The organism is Clostridium folliculivorans, assembly GCF_024341905.1.
GTDB lineage: Bacteria > Bacillota > Clostridia > Clostridiales > Clostridiaceae > Clostridium_AR > Clostridium_AR folliculivorans.
Map to the genome: position 1 here is coordinate 279,173 of NZ_BQXY01000001.1, position 23,689 is coordinate 302,861.

19 protein-coding genes are annotated in these 23,689 nt (G+C 33.7%); 16 read left to right on the forward strand and 3 right to left on the reverse strand.

What is annotated here, in order from left to right; translation table 11 throughout:
• Positions 1–271: 271 nt before the first annotated feature.
• From OCU55_RS01310 to OCU55_RS01345, 8 genes are all read left to right on the forward strand, one after another.
• Positions 272–2,875, forward strand: a complete 2,604-nt coding sequence (locus OCU55_RS01310) for a RyR domain-containing protein (RefSeq protein ID WP_261850514.1) — start codon at positions 272–274, stop codon at positions 2,873–2,875.
• Between the two features lie 169 nt (positions 2,876–3,044).
• Positions 3,045–3,293 (forward strand): CDGSH iron-sulfur domain-containing protein, encoded by a 249-nt coding sequence (locus OCU55_RS01315; RefSeq protein WP_261850515.1) that lies wholly within the window; start codon positions 3,045–3,047, stop codon positions 3,291–3,293.
• Between the two features lie 46 nt (positions 3,294–3,339).
• Entirely contained in the window at positions 3,340–3,495 is a 156-nt protein-coding gene (locus tag OCU55_RS01320; protein ID WP_261851493.1) for a CDGSH iron-sulfur domain-containing protein, read from the forward strand.
• Between the two features lie 122 nt (positions 3,496–3,617).
• Entirely contained in the window at positions 3,618–3,980 is a 363-nt protein-coding gene (locus OCU55_RS01325) for a PRD domain-containing protein (RefSeq protein WP_261850516.1), read from the forward strand.
• A gap of 212 nt (positions 3,981–4,192) precedes the next feature.
• Positions 4,193–5,917 (forward strand): sigma 54-interacting transcriptional regulator, encoded by a 1,725-nt coding sequence (locus tag OCU55_RS01330; RefSeq protein WP_261850517.1) that lies wholly within the window; start codon positions 4,193–4,195, stop codon positions 5,915–5,917.
• Between the two features lie 281 nt (positions 5,918–6,198).
• Positions 6,199–7,743 (forward strand): acyl CoA:acetate/3-ketoacid CoA transferase, encoded by a 1,545-nt coding sequence (locus OCU55_RS01335; RefSeq protein ID WP_261850518.1) that lies wholly within the window; start codon positions 6,199–6,201, stop codon positions 7,741–7,743.
• A gap of 80 nt (positions 7,744–7,823) precedes the next feature.
• A complete protein-coding gene (locus OCU55_RS01340) occupies positions 7,824–9,218 on the forward strand; it encodes a GntP family permease (protein ID WP_261850519.1) in 1,395 nt (464 codons plus the stop codon).
• 58 nt (positions 9,219–9,276) lie between these two features.
• A complete protein-coding gene (locus OCU55_RS01345) occupies positions 9,277–9,693 on the forward strand; it encodes a MaoC family dehydratase (RefSeq protein ID WP_261850520.1) in 417 nt (138 codons plus the stop codon).
• Between the two features lie 149 nt (positions 9,694–9,842).
• On the opposite strand, the gene OCU55_RS01350 is transcribed toward OCU55_RS01345, so the two are convergent.
• Positions 9,843–10,685 (reverse strand): helix-turn-helix transcriptional regulator, encoded by an 843-nt coding sequence (locus OCU55_RS01350; RefSeq protein ID WP_261850521.1) that lies wholly within the window; start codon positions 10,683–10,685, stop codon positions 9,843–9,845.
• 253 nt (positions 10,686–10,938) lie between these two features.
• Here OCU55_RS01350 and OCU55_RS01355 point away from each other — a divergent pair, with 253 nt between their 5' ends.
• Positions 10,939–11,976 (forward strand): SDR family oxidoreductase, encoded by a 1,038-nt coding sequence (locus OCU55_RS01355; protein WP_261850522.1) that lies wholly within the window; start codon positions 10,939–10,941, stop codon positions 11,974–11,976.
• 115 nt (positions 11,977–12,091) lie between these two features.
• Here OCU55_RS01355 and OCU55_RS01360 read toward each other — a convergent pair whose 3' ends face one another.
• Positions 12,092–13,834: a 1-deoxy-D-xylulose-5-phosphate synthase gene (locus OCU55_RS01360; protein ID WP_261850523.1), complete on the reverse strand. Its 1,743-nt coding sequence runs from the start codon at positions 13,832–13,834 to the stop codon at positions 12,092–12,094.
• 379 nt (positions 13,835–14,213) lie between these two features.
• Between OCU55_RS01360 and OCU55_RS01365 the strand changes: the two genes are divergently transcribed.
• From OCU55_RS01365 to ppsA, 3 genes are all read left to right on the forward strand, one after another.
• Positions 14,214–14,585, forward strand: a complete 372-nt coding sequence (locus OCU55_RS01365) for a cupin domain-containing protein (protein ID WP_427847030.1) — start codon at positions 14,214–14,216, stop codon at positions 14,583–14,585.
• Positions 14,586–14,628: 43 nt separating this feature from the next.
• Positions 14,629–14,949 carry a carboxymuconolactone decarboxylase family protein gene (locus OCU55_RS01370; RefSeq protein WP_183278603.1) on the forward strand — a complete coding sequence of 107 codons (321 nt, stop codon included), beginning with the start codon at positions 14,629–14,631 and terminating at the stop codon, positions 14,947–14,949.
• Positions 14,950–15,439: 490 nt separating this feature from the next.
• A complete protein-coding gene (ppsA, locus tag OCU55_RS01375) occupies positions 15,440–18,052 on the forward strand; it encodes a phosphoenolpyruvate synthase (RefSeq protein ID WP_261850525.1) in 2,613 nt (870 codons plus the stop codon).
• A gap of 116 nt (positions 18,053–18,168) precedes the next feature.
• Here the strand turns inward: ppsA and OCU55_RS01380 are convergent, their stop codons facing one another.
• Complete coding sequence (locus OCU55_RS01380) at positions 18,169–18,630, reverse strand: MerR family transcriptional regulator (protein WP_261850526.1); 462 nt, start codon at positions 18,628–18,630, stop codon at positions 18,169–18,171.
• A 174-nt stretch (positions 18,631–18,804) separates the two neighbouring features.
• On the opposite strand from OCU55_RS01380, the gene OCU55_RS01385 reads away from it, so the two are divergent.
• The 4 genes from OCU55_RS01385 to gtfA all read left to right on the forward strand — a co-directional run bounded on the left by OCU55_RS01385 (position 18,805) and on the right by gtfA (position 23,587).
• Positions 18,805–19,650: an aldo/keto reductase gene (locus tag OCU55_RS01385; RefSeq protein ID WP_261850527.1), complete on the forward strand. Its 846-nt coding sequence runs from the start codon at positions 18,805–18,807 to the stop codon at positions 19,648–19,650.
• A 300-nt stretch (positions 19,651–19,950) separates the two neighbouring features.
• The gene (locus OCU55_RS01390; RefSeq protein ID WP_261850528.1) at positions 19,951–20,775 is read left to right on the forward strand and encodes a phage replisome organizer N-terminal domain-containing protein; all 825 of its coding nucleotides are present in this window, start codon (positions 19,951–19,953) and stop codon (positions 20,773–20,775) included.
• 350 nt (positions 20,776–21,125) lie between these two features.
• Positions 21,126–22,082 (forward strand): carbohydrate kinase family protein, encoded by a 957-nt coding sequence (locus OCU55_RS01395; RefSeq protein WP_261850529.1) that lies wholly within the window; start codon positions 21,126–21,128, stop codon positions 22,080–22,082.
• Positions 22,083–22,117: 35 nt separating this feature from the next.
• Entirely contained in the window at positions 22,118–23,587 is a 1,470-nt protein-coding gene (gene gtfA / locus OCU55_RS01400; RefSeq protein WP_261850530.1) for a sucrose phosphorylase, read from the forward strand.
• Positions 23,588–23,689 lie beyond the last annotated feature (102 nt).

Genomic DNA, 23,689 nt, shown 5'->3' on the forward strand with positions numbered 1-23,689 from the left:
TTTATACTAATCTAAAGCAAATAATAATAACGAATTAGTCATATCGTATTAGAAGATTGATGAAATTATTGTGAACTGTTAAGTATTTCAGATAAAGATAAACGAAGTTTCTATGAAAAAGAGCTGGGAGGTTTATAAATCGCAGATGAGTTCTTTTAGCAGAAATTAATTTATTTATAAATAAAAGTTAATAATAATGAAAAACTAATCAAAGGATGAAAAATTCGAGGAGGTGCTAGGGATACAATATTGTGAAAGAAGGAATAGAACTATGGAAAATAGAAAAATAAAGATTGCAGTATCAGGAGATGTTTGTATTAACTTACTACAGTGGAGAACACACGAACAGTGTAGCAGGGAATTAAGTTGGAGATATTATCCACATGTACATAGTGCTTTTAAACCAGGTGATGCAGTGCTTTTATCAAAATTAACAGCAATATCTACTGGTGCAACAGTACTTTCGCAAAAAATACAGAATATTGAGGAGAGCTTAAATGAAGGAACACTTCTTTCTACTGCGGAATTAGAACTTTTTCCAGTGGAATCAGAGGAAAAAAATAATCATAAAGTTTACAGGGTGAATCAGTTTATGGGATTTACAGGTCCGACTAAAAGTGTACCTAAACAGTTCTCAATTGAAGACGATGATGAGAATGCTGATCTGGTCATAATAGATGATGAAAATAATGGTTTTAATACTAATGAAGAATTTTGGCCATTGGCCTTAAAGTCTCATAATAAATCACCAGTAATCATTTATAAAATGAATAATCCAAACTGTTCTAGCATGCTTTGGAACCATATTGAAGAATTTCATATTGAAAACACAATAGTAGTTATAAATGGAGATGATCTGCGCTCTAAAGGTGTTAACATAAGTAAAGGACTTTCTTGGGAAAGAACTTCATTAGATTTTGTGTGGCAGATGAATAATAATCCAAACCTTTGCTTTCTTGCTAACTGTCAGCATCTTATTGTGCCTTTTGGTCTTGAGGGGGCTATTTATTATAAAAAGCAAGAAGGCATAGAGTCTCATTTATACTTCTTAACCTACGAGTTTGAGGGTGGATTTATCAAAGAAAACCAAGGCAAAATGTATGGATTGACATCTTGTTTTGTGGCAGGTTTAGCAAAGGCTATTACTCGGGCATTAGCTAAAAATGAGAGTTTTAGCATAAGCATTGATGAAGGAATTCGGGAAGGAATGGTTGCTGCCCAAAAATACTTCATTAATGGTTTTGGAATTGATGCCATTGAAAGTGCTTTTCCTAGCCCATCAATATTTACTGAGAGCGAAAATGATTTTATTTTCAAAGAACACATACAGGAAGTACCTATACGAAATACAAATAATCCAAACTGTCAGTCATGCTGGTATATTATTAAAGATAAAAGTTCAACTAGTTTGGCTGAAATAGCCTATGATATTGTTAAGAATGGTGAAAAAAGTGCACTTAAATTTATTCCAATAGCAACTTTCGGTAATTTGAAAACTGTAGATAGGGCAGAAATTGAGGGGTATAGAAGTATTAAAAATCTAATTTCAGAATACGTTTCAGCAAAAAGCATAGTTCGACCGCTTTCTATCGCTGTTTTTGGAACACCTGGATCAGGCAAATCCTTTGGAGTTTCGGAGGTTGCTTCAAGCATTGCACCAGCATTGATTGAAAAATTAAATTTTAATTTGTCTCAATTTCAGTCTCTTTCAGATTTGATAGCAGCTTTTCATAGGGTAAGAGATTTTTCACTGAAAGGGAAGCTTCCACTTGTATTTTTTGATGAATTTGATTCTTACCTTGAAGGTAAATTAGGCTGGCTCAAGTATTTCTTAGCACCTATGCAGGATGGGGTGTTCAGAGAAGGCGACTATGTACACCCCATTGGCAAAGCGATTTTTGTATTTGCAGGAGGCACGAGCAGTACCTTTAAAGAATTCAGCGGAGAAGATATTAATGATGAAATGGAATATAAGCTCTTTTTTAAAGAATTTCAAAGCAGGAAGGGGCCGGATTTTATAAGCAGGCTAAGGGGTTATGTGAATATCCTAGGGCCAAATCAAACAGATGAACATTGGGATCAATTATTTGTAATTCGCAGAGCCATGCTTTTACGTTCACTCCTGGAGCGCAAAACCCCTTATCTCATAAATGATAGAGGTGAAGCTCAAATAGATAATGGTGTATTACGGGCACTTCTTAAAATATCAAAGTATAAACATGAATCAAGATCTATGGAAGCAATACTTGAAATGAGCTCGCTCAGTGGAGCAAAAAAGTGGGAGCAATCGCATCTGCCATCAAAGGAACAGTTAATACTTCATGTTGATGCAGAACAATTTTTACGTCTACTAATGCAAGATGCATTTTTTAGTGAGAAAATTGAGAAGCTTGCTATGGACCTTTATCATACTCACAAAGAAATTTATAAAGATACTCTTAAGTCGGGTTTAACGTGCATGCAGCCATGGGAGGATATTGATGATGAATTTAAAAATTCTATTCGCGATAGAGTGAGATATATCCCTAATGCCTTAAATAAAATAAATTACGATATAATATCTGTTAAAGAAAAACCAGAAATAATTGAATTTACAGAAAGAGAGCTGGACATTTTAGCTGAATATGAACACAAGCGCTGGTCACTACAAAAGAAAGATGAGGGGTGGAAATATGGTGATAAGATAGATGAGAAGAGAAGAACCCATCCTTCTTTGGTGCCGTGGGATAACCTGGGCTTAGATGAGAAAAATAATATAATATCTTATATTAAAGCTTGGCCGGAAATATTGGCTAATTCTAATTTTAAGATAGAGCGGCTAAAGTATTTATGCTTTTGCGAATCTCAAGGATATGTTAAAGGTTCAATGCAATAGTAAAAAGAATAGATTATCACATAAAATTGTTATAAAATCAAAAAAGTTGTTTATAAAGTTGTATATAAAGTTGTATATATCAGTATAAAACATATATGTTTTAACATAATAATATTGAAATGAATAGTATTAGCTAAATCAATAGACAAAATAAAGAGGAGCGGTAATTATGGAAAAACCTATAATAGCACAAAAATCACCTATTCCTGTTGAACTCAAAAAGGGTGAAACTTATTATTATTGTACATGTGGCAGAAGTTCAAAGCAACCATTTTGCAATGGAGCACATCAAGGCACTTCATTTGAACCATTGGCATTCACCGCTGAAAAAGATGGAACGGCTTATTTATGTGGATGTAAACATACTGGCAATCCTCCATATTGTGATGGAACCCATGATAAGCTAAAGGAGGAGTAAAACCATAGGAAATATTAAAATTCAAGTACTTGATGACGCGCCACTTATTGTAAAAGGTGAAGTAGAATTAATTGATGGCGAAGGTAAAAGTATGGGGACTAATCCTGAATTTCATTTATGCAGATGTGGCTTATCAAAAAATAAACCACATTGCGATGGTTCTCATAGAGGGAAGTTTGAGAGCAAAGTTCGCGCAAAATAATTATATATCTATAAAGTCTATGTATATTGCATAGGCTTTTACTATTTTTTCTTAACTTTGTGTCTACTTTATTGTACCATGTCCACTATTTTTTCTTAACTCTGTGTCTACTTTATTGTACCATGTCCAATGCACAATCTAAAGATAATGAATCTGTAGATGGGATTAGATATGCTAAAATGATTGGCGGAATAGTTAATTTAGTTAGGTATTCCATTGGATCAAAATTAGATTCTGAAGGAATTCATTATCAACGTTTTATCACACATGTTAAGTTTTTTGTAGAAAGACTATTTAAAGGTAAAATGCTTAAAGGTGAAAGCGAAGTAATGTTTGACCAAATATCAGTTCTTTATCCCGAATCTATGGAAATTGCATTTAAAATAAAGGATTATATACAAAAAGTATATAATGAAGTTATTTCAAAGGATGAACTAACATATTTAGCAGTGCATATAAACAGATTGCAGTCTAATAATGAGTGAAATTAATAAAGTTATATAAGTATTACCCACGACAAATAATCGTGGGTAATTTAGCGTTTTTCAAGTGTAAAAATTCAGATGAATAGATAAATTGTAAGAATAAAAAAATTAATATCAAAGATAACTAAAGTTTTATAAAAAATTGTATTTTTAAATTTTGTAAGCTATACTAATTAAAAGTATAAAGTTTACAAGAAAGAAGGTACTAGCACATGGTAAAGGGAGCATTATCTTTGAACTATTTCAATGAGTTGAAAACGATATTAGATAATATATTTAATGAAATAATTATAGTTGATAATAATAATAAAATATTCTTTATCAATGAAGCAGCTAGTATTCTTTTTGGCTTAGATTGCAAAAGTAGTTTGGGTAAGGACATTAATAAATTAATACAGCATTCAGAGCTTTCCTATTTGTTATCAAGTAAAAAAGAAGAAATTAAAAAGCCTATAGTTATTAATGAATTAAGCTTAATACTAAATGTTATATCTATATATAATTGTGAAAACTTAGAGGGATCTATACTGGTTTTCAATAATATAACCAATTACAATGAACTTCTTCATAAGCTTGATGAAGAGAAAAACAGTAGTGAAATATTAAATACTGTAATTGAGACAGCTTACGATGGTATGGTGATTATAGATAAGAATGGAATAATCACCATGATGAGTAAGGCGTATAAGGATTTTCTAGGAATAAAAAGTGAAGATGTAATAGGCAGACATGTAACTGAAGTTATAGAGAATACAAGAATGCCAATAGTGCTTGAAACAGGTAAAGAAGAAGTAGCGCAGCTTCATAGGATTAAAGGAAATTATATGATAGCCTCAAGAATACCCATAATTAAAAATGGAGAAGTCATTGGGGTTGTAGGGAAGGTATTATTTAGAAATGTAAAAGAACTTAATAGTCTTTACAAAAAAATAAGTGCTATAGAAAAAGAATTAGCTAATTATAAATCAAGGTTTAAGGAATTTAATACAGCTAGCTATTCTCTTGAAAATATTATAGGAGAAAGTGAGGCCATTTGCTCAGCTAAGGCTATAGTGAAAAAAGCTGCACATACTAGTTCAAATGTACTTATTTTAGGAGAAAGCGGCACTGGGAAGGAAATCTTTGCTCATGCTATACATTCGGAGAGTAATCGTTATGAGGGACCTTTTGTTAAAGTCAATTGTGCAGCTATTCCAAGTGATTTGCTTGAGTCTGAACTATTTGGCTATGAAGCAGGAGCTTTTACAGGTGCAAGAAAAGAAGGGAAAATCGGAAAATTTGAAATAGCAAATGAAGGTACAATATTCTTAGATGAAATTGGAGATATGCCACTTCATATGCAGGTGAAACTTCTAAGGGTAATTCAAGAAAGAGAAGTTGAAAAGATTGGTGGAGTTGCAACCAGGAAGATTAACATAAGGATAATTGCAGCTACAAATAGAAATCTTGAAAGATTAGTTTCTGAGGGTAAGTTTCGTGAAGATCTATATTACAGGCTCAATGTTGTAACAATTGAAATACCACCTTTAAGAGAGAGAGGAAATGATATTATACTTATATCTAATCATCTCATCAAAAAACTTTCAGTGAGTTTAGATAAGAAGGTTAAAGGAATGACCAAAGAGGCTGAGCAGTATCTTAAGACCTATGAATGGAAAGGCAATGTTAGAGAACTAGAAAATATCTTAGAGAGAGCAATTAATATTATGGGAGATAGTGATGTAATTGATGTAGATGATCTGCCAAAAGAGATTACAGGTAAAAAAGCTTCAATGATTCCTAAAAAGCTTCAGGACATCTTAGAAGAAAGTGAAAAAAATGCTATTATTCTTGCACTTAGAGCAGCAGATGGAAATAAGACGAAAGCAGCAAAAATTTTAGATATAGGTCGTACTAGTTTGTACGAAAAAATAGAAAAATATAAAATAGAGAAGTAGTTGTACGGAGATTCGTACAACTACTTTTTTTACTTATTATAATTGTTCGGAAGAACGCACACTATGTAAATGTTTACTTAAATTAATGTACGGAAATGTGAACATAAAATTTGTGTTTTATAAGATTTGTATACCTTTAAAGCAGATAAGACCCTTTATTTACGTTTATTTTATCTCTGAAGTCTTGGCATGAATGTTGCTTATATAAATAAGTGAAAGCGAACTTATTAATAAATATTAAAACTTTTACTATATGAAGTATATGAAAAGGAGGAGAAAATATGAGCAAGGTAATGTTAGCGGAACAAGCAATCTCCTTAATAAAAAATGGAGACACATTGGCAGTAGGCGGCTTCATAGGTATTGGACACCCTGAGGGAATTACAAAGAAGCTTAAAGAAATTTATCTAGAAAAAGGTGCTCCAAATAATTTAACTCTTGTATATGCAGCAGGTCAAGGAGATGGAAAGGAAAAAGGATTAAATCATTTAGGACAAGAAGGTCTTCTTTCTAGAGTAATAGGAGGACATTGGGGGCTGGCTCCTAAGGTTCAGGAACTAGCAATTAAGAATAAGATAAAAGCTTATAATCTTCCTCAAGGAGTAATATCAAGTCTTTACAGGGATATTGCAGCAGGAAAGCCAGGAACTATTACTCATGTTGGCTTGAAAACTTTTGTAGATCCAAGAGTTGAAGGTGGAAAGTTAAATGATTGTACTACTGAAGATATTGTAAAGGTTATTGAGATTGACGATAAAGAGTATCTTTACTATAAAGCTTTTCCTATAAATGTAGCGATAATTAGGGCTACTTATGCAGATGAAGAAGGGAACGCAAGTCTTCAAAAGGAAGCTGCTACTCTTGATGGTCTTTCAATGGCTCAGGCAGCAAAGAATTCTGGCGGAAAAGTAATTCTTCAGGTTGAAAAGATAGTATCAAAAGGAAATTTAGATCCGAGGCTTGTAAAGATTCCAGGAATACTGGTAGATGCTGTGGTTGTAGCCAGCACAGAAGACCACATGCAGACTTTCGCAGAAGCCTTTAATCCAGCTTTCTGTGGAGAAATAAAAATGCCAGCAAATTCTATAAAATGTCTTCCAATGGATGAAAGAAAAATAATAGCTAGACGTTGTGCTTTGGAGTTAGTTCCAAATGCAATTGCAAATTTAGGAATCGGAATGCCAGAGGGTATTTCTATGGTTGCAAATGAAGAAAATATAGGTAATACATTGAGACTTACAATTGAGTCAGGTCCAATTGGAGGAATACCAGCTGGTGGTCTAAGCTTTGGAGCAGCGATTAATCCAGATAGTATAATAGATCAATCCTCTCAGTTTGACTTTTACGATGGTGGAGGCTTAGATGTAGCATTTTTAGGTCTAGCACAATGCGATGAAAAAGGAAACATCAATGTAAGTAAATTTGGTCCTAAGATAGCTGGCTGTGGCGGCTTTATAAATATAACTCAAAATGCAAAAAAAGTTGTTTTCTGTGGAACCTTTACTGCAAGTGGACTTAAGATTAATATTTCTGATGGTAAGCTAATCATTGATAAGGAAGGCAAATCAAAGAAATTTATCAAGGATGTTGAGCAAATCACTTTTAGTGGAGATTATGCAAGAGAAGTAAACCAATCAGTTCTTTATATAACTGAAAGAGCAGTTTTTAGGTTGACCAGTGATGGAGTGGAATTAGAAGAAATAGCTCCGGGAGTAAATTTAGAAAAAGATATTCTGGATCAAATGGATTTTAGACCAATAATATCACAGAATTTAAAGCTAATGGATGAAAGAATCTTTAAAGATGAACTTATGAATCTCAAGTAATTTCTCAATGTGAAAAATAACTATGGTTAGAAAAAGTGGTTGTTAAATGAAAAAATAATAAATAAATGGAGGTTTTATATATGGCGGTTATAGGTATTTTATTAAGCTTAGTATTGTTAATGGTTATGGCTTATAGAGGATTCTCAGTTATAGTCTTTGCACCTATATTTGCAATTGCAGCGGCTATATTTTCTGGAATGGCAGTTATGCCAACCTATACGGAAATATTTCTACCTAACTTAGGTAATTACGTAAAGGTTTACTTTCCGTTCTTCTTATTAGGTGCTGTTTTTGGCAAAGTTATGGAGCAATCTGGTGCAGCAAAATCTATCGCTAAATTTATAGTTGAAAAATTGGGTAAAAAGCGTGCTATGTTATCTGTAATTTTATCAGCAGCAATTTTAACTTATGGTGGTGTAAGTCTTTTCGTTGTTGCATTTGCAGTGTATCCATTTGCCGCAGCAATATTTAAAGAAGCAGATATTCCAAAGAGACTTGTTCCTGCCACTATAGCAGTTGGTGCTTTCACATTTACTATGGATGCACTTCCAGGAACCCCTCAAATTCAAAACTCTATACCAATGAAGTTTTTTAACACAGATCTTTATGCTGCTCCTATATTTGGAACATTAGGTGCGATTATAGTTTTAGTATGTGGTGTATCTTATCTTGAGTGGCGTAAACGTACAGCTCAAGCAAATGGTGAAGGCTATGGCGAAAATCATAAGAATGAACCAGTACTTGTTGAAGATGAAAGTTTACCAAATCCACTTATATCAGCACTACCATTAATATCTGTACTTGGAGTGACTTTGGCCCTACAAAAATTAGTATTTCCTAAATGGGATATAGTTTCTTGGGTTACTAAAGCTCCTTATAATATTCCACAGGCAAGTGTTGTAGGATCAATGAATAACTGGGCTTTAATGATTGCACTTGTTTTTGGTATTCTACTTGCAGTTTGTATTAATCCAAAGCGTATGAAAGGTAATTTAGCTTCAGCAATTAATGCAGGTGCAGTTGGATCATTACTAGCTGTTATGAATACAGCATCAGAAGTGGGCTTTGGTAATGTAATAAAAACTTTACCAGGATTTCAATCTATAGCTCATGCTTTAACAAACATTAATCCAAATGGTAGCCCATTACTTTCAGAAGCAGTAACAGTAAATGTACTTTCAGGAGTTACTGGTTCTGCATCAGGTGGAATGAGTATAGCACTTGATACTTTCGGTAAGCAGTATTTAGGCTGGGCAAATACTGCTGGGATAAACCCACAATTACTTCATCGTGTTGCTGCAATGGCCTCAGGTGGAATGGATACATTACCTCACAATGGTGCTGTTATAACTCTACTTGGAATTGCAGGATTAACTCACAAACAATCATATAAAGATATTTTTGTAATCACTTGTATTAAGACTGGAACTGTATTTGCATTGATAGCTTTACAAAGCATATTCCATTTTGTTTAATAAGTAGCTGGTGTAGTAGTTAGTAGATGAAAAGGCATTATATAAGGAGGAATTGAAGATGAAGGGCTTAACTATAAGAGAAATAAATATTGGTGATAAAGCATCTTTTCAAAAGACAATTACAGAAACGGATGTATACTTATATGCTGGTATAACAGGAGATTTAAATCCAGCTCATATAAATCAAGTTGAGGCAGAAAAAACAATGTTTCAAGGTAGAATTGCTCATGGTATGTTAACAGCTGGTTTAGTATCAGCGGTACTTGGTATGCAATTGCCAGGACCAGGCTCAATATATCTTGGACAAGAACTTAAATTTGTTGCTCCAGTGAAGATAGGAGATACGATTAAAGCTGAAGTTGAGGTCATAGAGAAGCTTGAAGCTAAGAATAGAATAAAATTAAGTACTATATGTACAAATCAAGATGGTGTTGAGGTACTGATAGGTGTTGCAACTATAATGCCGCCAAAATAAGGACAAGTTTTCTAAAAGCAGTGTGAATCTTAAATGGATAAGATTCACACTGCTTTCTGTATACCTAATGAATTGAATACTTAGTTCGAATTGATGTGTCCACAGAACAGATTAATTTGTCGTATAGCGCATATAGTGTCAGTGTGACGTTATATCTTTTCTCTCATTATAAATTGTTTTATCTTTTCTTTTGTATCTGTCTCAGCCATAGGGGTAAATACAGTCATTCTTAAGCTGGTATTATCGGCAATCAATAAACTTGTTTCCTCAAAATCCAGTTTACCTAAAACTGGGTGAATAATTGTCTTAAATCGAGTATCCTCTGTTTTAACATTATGCATTGACCACCACAAGTTAAATTCTTTGCTTTCTCTTTTAAGTTCATTTACCAATTCTTCGATCCAAGGATCGTCTATAAATTTACTGTAGACAGTACGGAATCTCGCAATCATCCCTTGTGCAGCAGAACTCCAATCAGTAAATGTCTCTTTAAATTCTTCATTTGTAAACATAATTCTGAGCACATTGCGCTTATAAAGACTGATTTTACTGTAATCCAAGGAGAGTTTTGAAGCTGCATCATTCCACGCAATCACGTTTAAGCGGGCGTCCATAATTAATGCAGGAGAAAATTCTAAGCTGTCCAGTACATGTTGAAGCATCGGGTCAACAGATTCATCGTAATTTGGAAAGTTTGTTGGTGGTGCTTGCCCAGCAAGAGTGTAGAGATGTATGGTCTCCTGATTATCAAGCATTAAGGTTCTTGCTAAACTTTCAAGCAATTGGGTAGAAACCTGTATAGGGCGGCCCTGTTCAATCCAGGTATACCATGTTAAACCGATTCCTGAAAGAGAAGCAACTTCTTCACGTCTAAGGCCAGGGGTTCGGCGACGTGTGCCTTCAGGTAAACCAACTTGAGAGGGTAATATCTTTGCTCTACGAGTTTTTAAAAAATCTCCGAATTCTTTATATCTTTGATTTGAATTGTCCATAGTAATTAGCGCCTTTCTTTATGGTAGTAGTAATAATACTAGTATAATTACACTCCTATTACTAGTATAAATCAAATGATAAGATAAATACAAACTTAGGTTTACAGCTTATAGATAGGATAAAAGAGTTCTAAATTGTCAAACTACCATAACTTACTAAATAGCATGGCTTGGGTTAACTGGTACTTAAAATCAAAAAGAATAACAATCTTAATAAAATGACAACTATTAATAAATTGAAAGGGGTAAAAAAATGGAAAAAGAAAAAACTGTACTCGTTACTGGAGGATCAGGTTATATTGCTACATATATCATAGCTGAATTACTAAAGAAGGGGTATTCCGTTCGCACCACGGTTCGCTCGCTTAAACGAGAAGAAGAAGTTCGAACTGCATTAGCAGAGCTCGGACAAACTACTAACGGAGAATTACAATTTTTTGAAGCAGATTTAACAAAAGATACTGGGTGGGCAGCTGCTGTAGCCAATGTAACTTATGTGCTACATGTGGCATCTCCTCTCCCATCAGTTATGCCAAAAGATGAAAATGAACTGATTATACCAGCTAAGGAAGGAACCTTAAGGGTTTTACGAGCAGCTAAAAATGCTGGTGTCAAAAGAGTAGTTATGACTTCTGCTTTTGGTGCTGCAGGTATGGGGTACACAGCGGACAGAAATGATTATGTATTTACTGAAAAAGATTGGAGTAATCTTTCTCCTGACACCAAACTTAATGCTTACTACAAAAGCAAAACTCTTGCTGAAAAAAGTGCTTGGGAATTTATTAAGAGAGAGAGCGGAAATTTGGAACTTACAACTATTTTGCCAGTAGCAGTTATGGGCCCTGTTCTCGGTAAGAAAGCAACTGGCTCTAATCAATTAATAGGAATGATGTTATCAGGTCACTTACCAGGATTTTTTGATTTGTATTTTCCTATAGTTGACGTACGTGATTTAGCTAAGGCTCACATATTAGCATTAGAAACACCTAATGCTGCTGGAGAACGTTTCATTATTTCTAACAATCAGTCCATATCTATGAAACAGTTAGGTATGATTTTAAAGAATAATCTTGGTGAAGCAGCTAAGAAAATACCAAATCGAACAATTCCTAGTTTTATATTAAAATTTGCTGCTTTTTTTAGCTCAATGGCTAGGTACACTAGTTCAGATTTAGGAATTAGTTATAAAATGAGTAGTGATAACGCTCGTAAAATATTGCACTGGAAACCAGATTATAGTGTTGAAGAAACAATTGTTACTACAGCAAAGTCAATAATTGAAAAAGTATAATGTAAAATCAACTATACATATAGATATAATTAACAAGTATTTACAAGAAAAGAAGGTTGGAGATACCTAACAATCTCCAACCTAAATAAAACAAAATCTATTATAAAGTTAAAACTTATTTCGAGATGTCAGAAACAATTTGTTCCACAGTCAAATGATATCTCTTATACAGTTCATTCATAGGTACACCATCAGTAAATTCCTTATGAGCACCATAATTGAAAACTCTCATCTTTGTAGGACCAAAGAATCTAGAAATCTTTTCTCCAAAGCCTCCATTTAATAGACCATCTTCAAGAGTGATTACAGTATCATGGTTTTCAAGTAATGAAGTAAGCATATCTTCATCGACTCCAGTAATAAATCTTGGGTTAATTAAAGTAGGAGTTATTCCTTGCTTTTCTAATTCTTCAGCAACTTCTTCAGCTAGATTAAAGAAATTTCCAAGACCTATAATTGCAACCTTTTCTCCTTTTGTAACTTTCTCAAATTTATTTAATTTGTAATTTAAAGAAAGTTTATTCTTTAGTTCTTTAATTGGTGATGAGGATATTCTTATAGCAACAGGAAAAGCATTTTGTTCCATTGCCCAGTCTATCATTGCTGTTACTTCTTCTTTATTTGCAGGTGCTAAGTATACTAAATTAGGAATATTGCTCATCATTGGTATATCAAATATTCCAAGGTGAGTTGCATCGCTGCCAGAGATCCCTGCATTTTCAACCATGATTACAGCAGGATTGTTATTTATGCATAAGTCCTGTGATATTTGGTCGTAAGTTCTTTGAATAAAAGTACTTGGGAAGAAAGCAAAAGGTTTCATTCCTTGTGAAGCTAGGCCTGAAGCAAAGGCAATAGCATGTTCTTCTGCAATACCTACGTCAAAGTATCTGTCAGGATGATTTTCTCTAAATTCGACTAAATCAAGAGCACCAGGAACAGCTGCGTTTATTACAACAATTCTATTATCCTTTTGAAGTTTTTCAGTAATATGATTTATAGTAACTCTTTTGTAGTTTTCACCAGCATTTTGAACAAAAGTTTTTCCAGTCTCAATATCAAATGGCATAGACCAATGGAATCTTTCTTTGTTAGTTTCTGCATGAGAATATCCGTTACCTTTAACTGTGTGGATATGTACAACTATAGGCTCATTTATATCTTTAATCTTTTGTAATTCTTCTATTAAAACATTAACATTATTTCCTTCTTCAATATAAACATATTTAAAGCCTAAAGCCTTGAATATATTAAGTTCAGCTTCTCCCTTTGTCTTTCTAAGTAAAGCAAGGTTACCATAAATTCCACCATGATTTTCAGCTATAGACATCTCATTATCATTAACGATTGTAATAAAGTTTGATTTAAATTCAGCAACATTGTCTAAGCCTTCAAAAGCTTCACCACCACTTAAAGAACCATCGCCAATTATTGCAACTATGTTTTCTTTGGTTCCTTTAAAGTCTCTAGCTTTTGCAAGACCAGAGGCTAAGCTTACAGAAGTTGAAGTATGACCTATTGTGAAGAAGTCATGCTCACTCTCCTTTGGAGAAGTAAAACCAGTTACAGTTTTATATTTATCTTCAAATAGAAATGCATCTTTTCTGCCAGTTAAGATTTTATGTGCATAAGACTGATGACTTACATCCCATACAAACTTATCTGTAGGGGAGTTAAATACATAATGTAAGGCTACTGTTAGCTCAACAACTCCTAGATTTGGCCCAAGATGTCCACCTACCTTACTTACTTTAGTTAATATAGCATTTCTCACTTCAGAGCATAAAGTATTAAGTTCCTCAGTTGTTAGTTTTTTTATATCAGAAACATTTGATATTTTAGCTAATATATTTTCCATGTTTTTACCCTCTTTCGTATGAACTAAATTTATTATTTCTTTGCGTAAGCTCATTAAAGCATCGGATGGATAACCACTTAATTTCAACACGGTGCTTTAACATCATCATTATTTTATTCAAGAAGATATGAATAAATATCATACTTATACTAGCACTTAGAGTTAACTCTAAGTCAAGAAATTTTTAATTAACCAGTTTTTGAAAACAAAAAATGCTTGACCTAAAGTTGGGTTTAGGTATTAGGATAAAAGCATAGCACTTCTGTTGAATAATTAAAAAAGTATAAAACGTGCAACATAAGCGCAGGAAACAGTGTACATTTTGGAGGAGATATAAATGAATAATTTAGAAGAATTAAAAGTATCTACAGTATTTCCTATGGGAGAAGAAAATAAAATGTTTGAAAAGTACTTTATAGGAAAGAGCTATTTAAACATGCTGACTATGGAAAGAATCGGAATCGGAAATGTAACCTTTGAACCAGGATGCAGAAATAACTGGCATATTCATCATAAGGGTGGCCAAGTGCTTTTATGTACAGCAGGTAGAGGTTATTATCAGGAATGGGGAAAAGAACCTCAAGAATTACATGCAGGAGATGTGGTTAATATTCCACCAGAAGTAAAACATTGGCATGGGGCGGCACCAGACAGCTGGTTTGCACATTTAGCAATAGAAGTTCCAGCAGAAGGTGCTTCTAATGAGTGGTTAGAGCCTGTATCTGATGAGGAATACGGAGAGCTAAAATAGTTAGAATAAATACTAAGCTTAATAGTAGAAAGGAAATGAAGTTATGAAAAAACAAACAGCAGGCAGAGATGCTCTTGGATCATTTGCACCAAAATTTGCGGAACTAAACGATGATGTTCTTTTTGGAGAAGTTTGGGCTAGAGAGGACAAATTATCATTAAGAGATCGTAGTATCATTACTGTAACTGCATTGATGTCAAAAGGGATACTGGATAGCTCTTTAAAATATCATATTCTTAATGCAAAGAATAATGGTGTTAGTGCTGAGGAGATGTCAGAAATCATCACCCATCTAGCATTTTATGCAGGATGGCCTAATGCATGGGCAGTATTTAGATTAGCAAAAGAAGTATACGAAGAATAATCCAACTATGTTTTCCCTCAGACAAATCGTTTGGGGGAATTTTGCTTTAGAGGCCTAATTTTTACGTAAAACTATGGACTTTGCATGATTGTTTTGGTCAGCACATTTATGTAGAGTAAAAAAGTGAAAAGTTATCTCCTGATTATTGTATAAATATACTTTAGTAAACACATTTTAAAATGAGTCAATAAGTATCAGTTAAAACGCTACTTAGAGCATTTGAAGAGTATTTAGATAGGAAAGATGCTAGTCGATAATAGAAAAAGTTCAGGTTATGGTAAGCTGTGAATATTATTAGGTTATCATTTTTGAGGTTTACTTTTTTAAAAACTTAACTATCCCCACTTTAATTATAACATATATAGAGTTCTAAATATAGACTGTTTGTTCTCAGGTGCTAGTGCTATAATTCAATAACACGATATGAGATTTATTATTTTATAATTCAAGGAATTTGAAGGATTTTGGGTTTAAATAAGGAGGTAAAAACATGAGTTCATATGTGCTTGGTTTTCAGCAAATTGACAAAACAAGAATCATGGCTGTTGGTGGGAAAGGCGCGAACCTGGGAGAACTTTCTAGGATTGAAGAAATACGCGTACCAGATGGCTTTTGTATTTCTACGGAAGCCTTTAAAAGAGTTATTGGGGAAAAGTCGTTGATTAATGAATTATTTGATCAGTTATCACTTTTAAAGTTGGAAGACCGGGATAAAATAGGTGAACTTAGTGGTGAGATTCGCAAGGTCATAGAAAGTATAGCCATCCCTAAAGATATTAGTGAAGAGATCACCCATCTTCTTTCAAGTCTAGGAGAAAGAGATGCTTATGCAGTGCGATCCAGTGCCACTGCAGAGGACTTACCAAAAGCTTCCTTTGCTGGGCAGCAGGATACGTATTTAAACATTATTGGGAAAGAGGCAATACTAAAGCATATCAGCAAGTGCTGGGCATCTTTATTTACCGAGAGAGCAGTGACTTACCGCATTCAGAACGGCTTTGATCACCATAAAGTCTACTTGTCTGTGGTTGTTCAGAAGATGGTCTTTCCACAGGCGGCAGGAATTTTGTTTACAGCCGACCCAGTCACTTCTAATAGAAAAGTGTTATCCATTGATGCCAGCTTCGGACTTGGTGAGGCCTTGGTCTCCGGCTTGGTGAATGCTGATAACTATAAAGTACTTAACGGCAAGATTATTGATAAGAAGATATCCACTAAGAAGCTAGCTATCTATGCCTTAGAAGATGGCGGTACAAAAGAACAGCAGATTGAGACTGAGTTGCAGAATAGGCAAGTGCTTACGGATGAACAAATTTTGAGCCTCACGCACATTGGCAGAAAGATCGAAGAACATTTCGGCTGCCCACAGGACATAGAATGGTGTTTGGTTGATGATACATTTTATATAGTGCAGAGTCGTCCAATCACAACTATATATCCAATCCCTGAAGTAAATGATGGAGAAAATCACGTTTATTTATCTGTGGGGCATCAACAAATGATGACCAACCCATTAAAACCATTGGGAATGTCTTTAATGGAGTTAATATCTTTTGGCCACAGGTTTAAAGCTGGTGGAAGGTTGTTTGTTGATGTAGCACAAATGTTAGCTTCACCAGACAGTAGAAAAATGTTATTAAAGAACATGGAACAACACGATCCGCTCACAAAAGATGCAATTATGACCATAATAGAGCGGGATTTTATAAAATGTTTACCAAAGGATAAAGAGGAACAGAGTGACCGTAAAAGCAATAAAGGTGTATCGCCTGCTAATTCAGAGGCGCAAATAGAAAGTGACCCCACAATCGTTTCTGATTTAATTAAGAAAAGTCAAACATCCATAGGAGAGTTAAAACGAAATATCCAAACGAAATCAGGAGTAGATTTATTTGATTTTATTATGGAAGATATCAAAGAGTTAAAGAAGATTTTATTTGATCCACAAAGTTCTGCTGTATTTATGGCTGCTATAAATGCTTCAGCATGGGTCAATGAAAAGATGAGTGAATGGTTAGGTGAAAAAAACGTAGCAGACACACTTTCTCAATCTGTACCAAACAATATTACTTCGGAAATGGGTCTAGAATTAATGAATTTGGCAGATGTGATTCGTCCCTACCCAGAACTAATAGATTATCTACAACATGTAAAAGATGATAACTTTTTGGAGAAACTGGTTAAGTTTGATGGTGGACAAAAAGCCCAAGATGCTATTTATTCTTATCTCAATAAATACGGGATGCGATGTGCAGGAGAGATTGATATTACTAAAACCCGTTGGAGCGAAAAACCAACTACACTTATACCTATGATTATAAGTAACATTAAAAACTTTGAGCCTAATGCGGCTAATGAGAAATTTGAGCAAGGGCGACAGGAAGCTTTGAAAAAAGAACAAGAGTTATTAGGGCGATTGAAAGAGTTACCGGATGGTGAACAAAAGGCTAAAGAGACAAAACGAAAGATAGATTTAATCCGAAATTTCATTGGCTATCGTGAATATCCAAAATACGGCATGGTTAGTCGTTACTTTGTTTATAAGCAGGCTTTACTTAAAGAAGCGAAGCAACTGGTTCAATTAGGCGTTATTCATGATAAAGAGGATATATACTATCTCACGCTTGAAGAACTTAGCGATGTGGTACGCACACATAAACTTGATTACAAGTTAATCAGCGAACGAAAAGATGAATATAAACTATATGAAAAGCTAACGCCACCGCGTGTTATGACTTCTGATGGTGAAATCATTACAGGGGAGTATAAACGAGACAATATCCCAGAAGGGGCTATTGTAGGTCTACCTGTTTCTTCTGGAGTTATAGAGGGGCGAGCACGTGTCATCTTAAACATCGAAGATGCCGACTTAGAAGCTGGAGACATATTAATTACCTCCTTTACAGACCCTAGCTGGACACCATTGTTTGTATCTATAAAAGGATTAGTTACAGAAGTTGGTGGACTGATGACCCATGGAGCCGTTATCGCACGTGAATATGGCTTGCCAGCAGTTGTAAGTGTGGAGAATGCTACCAAACTTATAAAAGATGGGCAGCGAATTCGAGTACATGGAACAGAAGGATATGTAGAAATATTATAATAGGGAAGAGGATTTCTTTCTAGCACAATACACATACAGAAATAAAGAAAGCACATTGATAATCTTATCAGTGTGCTTTTCACTATGATATAATTTCCTAAAGAATAAAAAAAGCATTATGAGGCTTCATGATCAGCCGAAACCGAGGATTCGCAATCCTCCTCTTGTGATTCAGAAGAAGAAGTACTCCATTCACCAGGGTTACTATTGTCAGGTATACGATGGTTCATTATATCAAGATACCAGTTTGTTTTATTCTCCATATATTGATATCTTTCATTCATTTCCTTTAACTGATTTTCAATTTTCTTCTTTTGCTCTAAAATAATTTCATATCTCATTTCTATTGTTGACTCGCCCTTTAAGCATAGGTCCACATAGTCCTTCACTGCTTGTATGGACATACCTGATCCTCTAAGATTTTTTATACCTATTAGCCAGTTTTTAGATTGCTCATCAAAAAGTCTGTTTCCGTTTTTATCCCGTTTTAAAGAAGGTACGAGTCCCATATCTGTATAATATCTTACGGTATGTTCCGTCATATCAAGTAGTTTTGCTATCTCTTTTACTGTATACACCTTTACCTCGTTTCCATCGTCAAAGACGAAATATATTTTTTCATTAAATTCTTGACTTCGAGTTACACGAATGGTATACACTAACTTTAACACAGCAAACTAAATTATGTAAAGGTAGTTCTGCCTAATCACATACAAAGAGCAGGATGAAATTATAGTAAAGGAGAAATTAATATGGAATTTGTAGAATTAAACAATGGTATTAAGATGCCAATATTAGGGTATGGAGTATTTCAAATCGCTGATCAAGAAGAATGTGAAAGATGTGTACTTGATGCAATAGAGACAGGGTATCGCTTGATAGATACTGCTCAAGCCTATGGAAATGAGGCAGCAGTAGGGAAGGCTATTAAGAAATGTGGTGTTCCAAGAGAAGAATTATTCATCACTACAAAGGTTTGGATTTCTAATGCCGGATATGAAAAGGCAAAGAAATCAATTGAACAATCCTTAGAAAAACTTCAACTTGATTATTTAGACTTAATATTAATACATCAGCCATTTGGTGATTATTATGGCACTTATCGTGCAATGGAAGAACTATATAAAGAAGGAAAACTTAAAGCAATAGGTGTAAGTAATTTCTATCCAGATAGATTAATTGACTTAATTAAGTTTAATGAAGTTGTTCCAGCAGTTAATCAAGTTGAAACACATGTGTTCAATCAACAAATAAATGCGAATGAAGTAATGAAGAAGTATGGCGTACAGATTGAGTCATGGGGGCCTTTTGCTGAAGGAAAAAACAACCTGTTTACTGATGAAACATTGAAAGCAGTTGGAGATAAATATAACAAATCAAATGCTCAAGTAGCTTTAAGATATCTTATTCAAAGAGGTGTAGTAGTAATTCCTAAATCCGTTCATAAGGAAAGAATGATTCAGAACATTGATGTATTTGATTTTGAATTAACAAAAGAGGATATGGATTTGATTGCTGTTTTAGATAAAGGAGAAAGTTTATTCTTTTCACATTATGATCCGAAAACAGTTGAATATTTAACAAGTTTGGCAAGATAAAATTAATTATTAATACTTATCATTATAAGAACTATCTGAAAGAATAGGATAGTTCTTTTTTGCGTAAAAAATGAAACAATATAGAACGTGTAAAAAAGTTTAAATAAAAAAATAATAAATAATTCCGTAATTTCATCAATAAAGGCATATATATTAATTGTAAGAGAAAATAAAACAATTAAAGACGTACACTTCAATTTATAAACTATCTTCAAAATTCTTCTTAGTTATGAGAGGAGATTCTAAAATGAGGTAGTACAGTCAATATATAAAAATAAAATGCTGAGGAGAATGAGATATATGAGAGAAAGAAAATATGTAAAATTCAGAGTTGATATGTATGAGGATACTAAGTTTAAGATGATTGATATGAAACCAGAAAGAGATGTAATTCATTATATTTGGAATAGAATGGTGCTGCTTGCTGGTAAGGTAAATTTGGAAGGGGAGCTGTTCTTTTCGAAGAATATTCCATATACAATAGAGACTTTAGCAATAGAATTTAATAGAGATGCAGCTCAAATTAAGCTTGCATTAGAAGTATTTATCGGATTGGAAATGGTTGAATTAACGGAAGAAAAGGTATATAGGGTAAAAAATTTTGCTAAGCACCAAAACATAAAAACTAAGAAAAAAGAAACACCTAAAAATGAAGCTGCTGTAGAAGAGCAGAATGTTGTAAATGTAAATAAGGATATTTCTGATAAAGTGGAAAATAATGAAGATGAGAATTTTGTTGAACAATCAAAAGAAAATAAGGAAAAAAGTGAATACACACTGGGCAACCATAAAACCTCAGAGAATCCTAAAGAGAATGGAGAGGTGACAAAGGGGCAGGGAAACGAAGAAGTTTTAAAAGGTAGGGAAAATGAATTAATTATAGATGGCAATAGTGAAGTAGATAAAAATAGTAAAGACAATCTAATGGGATACAAAGTTAATGTATTTGAAAATAAAAAGAGGAAAAGGGGTGGCAGGAAGAAGAAAAATAGTACTTCCCATATTGAATCTATTGCGGAAATCAGTGAAGAGGATGAAGATATAGCTGATACATGCTTCTTTAGTGAAGGCGAAAGATCGTTAGAAGAAGGCGAAGTAAGTATTGTAGAATGGTCCTTTGGATAATATAGATAGTTATTAGACTAAAAGATTTCTTAATCATAAAGTAAACTGATGCTGATATAACTCATACTGGAATGAATAGTATAAGTGATTTAATATACAACAATGTCCTTTTTGTGGCACTTCCAATGGGAGTTGATTAACCGTATTTAGCAAAAAGAGCTGAAGAAAGATAAGGGGATTTAAACTATATTATGAAATAAAAAAACAAAATAATGATTACAAAGAGATCGTCGCAAGTATGTCAACTGGTTGACATACTTGCGGCGTAGTTATATACTTTAATCTATAGGGCTAGTGTAACTATGTCATATATGTCAAGCGATTGACATAAATTAGGGAGGGAAAACAGGATGTTTCAATTTGATAATAAGATAAACTTCATCAATAAAAAGAATGATCTCTTAACAGTTGGCGAACTATTAGTAGATATGATTTCAGCAGATTATGGTGATGAGTTGGAAGTTAGTAGTTATAATAAATTTTTCGGTGGTTCTCCTGCTAATATTGCTATGAATGCGAAAAGGTTAGGCATAAATGCTTTAGTAGCATCAGCAGTTGGAAAAGATGGATTAGGAAACTTCTTGATAAAACATATAGAAAAATCAGGTATTGATAGATCATATATAGATACTGTTGATTATTCCACAAGCATGGTTTTGGTTACCAAGAGTAAAAGTAGTCCTATACCAATATTTTATAGAGCAGCAGACTATCATTTAACATATACAAATAGGCTAGAAGAGGCTCTAAAAAATTCTAAGATCTTTCATTTTTCATGCTGGCCTATATCAAAGGAGCCATCTAGGAGCACTATAGAAAGGTGCATAGTTGAGGCGAAAAAACATGGAGCAATAGTTTCCTTCGATCCTAATTATCACCCTATGATATGGGAAAAGGGGGAAGATGGACCGGAATATATTAAGTCAATCTTAGATAAAGTTGATATAGTGAAACCTTCAGAAGATGATGCTGAAAGGTTGTTTGGAAGTGATAAACCCAAAAATCAAATAGACAAGTTCTTAAAGCTAGGGGCAAAACTAGTTGTCATGACCTTAGGGAAAGATGGGGCCATAGCATCAAATGGTTTTGAGACTATAACCTTTAAAACCTTAGCTACCGATGTTGTTGATACTACAGGGGCTGGCGATGCTTTTTGGTCTGGATTTTATGCTTCAATTATCAAGGGGGATACTTTAAGAGAAGCATTAAACTTAGGGTTTGCAGTTAGCGCTTATAAGCTTAGATATATAGGGGCAGTAGTAGAACTGCCAACACTTGAAGAGATTAAGGAAATATATGGGCTATAGTAGGAAAACTATAATATTAAAAGGAGAAGATAGATATGTCAGTAAAGAATAAGGTACAGCTTATAACCTATCCAGATTCGCTAGGCGGAGATCTAAAGAAATTAAATTATGTGCTTTTAAAATATTTTTCCGATATCTTTAAAGGAGGAGTACATATCCTGCCTCCATTTCCATCCTCAGGAGATAGAGGATTTGCTCCACTTACTTACTTAGAAATAGATCCTAGTTTTGGCACTTGGAATGATGTAAAGGCTATAGGTGCCAACTTTGATGTATTATTAGATTTAATGGTTAATCATATATCAAGACAATCAGAATATTTTAAAGATTTCATTAAAAATGGAAGAAGATCTCAGTATTCCGATTTTTTTATAACTGTTGATAAACTTTGGCCAGAGGGAAGAACTGTCCAAGAGGATATAGATAAAATGTTTCTTAGAAGACCGCTTCCATATTCCACCTTCAAAATAGAAGAAACAGGTGAAGAAGAAAAGGTATGGACTACTTTTGGAAAAACTGACCCTTCAGAACAGATTGATCTAGATATAAACTCAGAAGGAGTTAAGGAGCTTTTTACTACTTTCTTTGAAAATTTTAGTAGAAATAGTGTTAAGATAGTGAGGTTAGATGCTGTAGGATATGTAATAAAAAAACTTGGAACGAGTTGCTTTTTTGTGGAACCTGAAATTTATGAATTTCTAGAATGGATAAAGAAATTGGCAGACTCTTTTGATATTGAGTTATTACCAGAGGTACATGCGCACTATTCAATTCAGTATAAATTAGCTGAAAGAGGATACTGGATATATGATTTTATATTACCTTATAAAATACTAGACACCTTGGTAAACAAATCAAGCCAAAGACTCTATGAGTATCTTAAGAATAGACCAAGTAATCAATTTACTATGTTAGATTGTCATGATGGAATACCAGTTAAGCCTGACTTAGATGATCTTATAGATACTGATGAAGCTAGAAAGTTAGTTGATGTATGTTTAGAAAGAGGTTCAAACCTAAGCCTTATTTTATCAGGTGAGCATAAATCAAAAGATGGCTTTGATGTTCATCAGATAAGAGGTTCATATTATTCGGTGTTAAATTGTGACGACGACGCTTATATAGCAGCAAGAGCAATACAGTTCTTTACTCCAGGTATTCCTCAGGTGTACTATGTAGGACTTTTGGCTGGAAAAAATGATCTGGAAGCTGTAAGAAAAACTGGTGAAGGTCGTGAAATTAATAGGCATAATTTCAGCATTGAAGAAATTGAAGAAGCATATAGAAAAAATGTTGTTCAGAGGCTTTTAAAACTTATACGATTTAGAAATGAATATGCAGCTTTTGATGGAGAATTTAAGGTAGTAGATTCTGCAAGGGATCAAATTTGTTTATCTTGGAACAAGGAAGATAAATACTGCACATTAAATATAGATTTAAACACGTATAAAGCTATAATTGTATTCATCAATGATGATGGAGAGAAACTTCAATATTTAGTATAAATATCAAAAACAATGGTTAACTTTTGATTTTATAAATTATAGGTTGACCATTTTGTTTACAATTACTTAGAATTTTTTCTAATGTAATTATATTACTAGAGT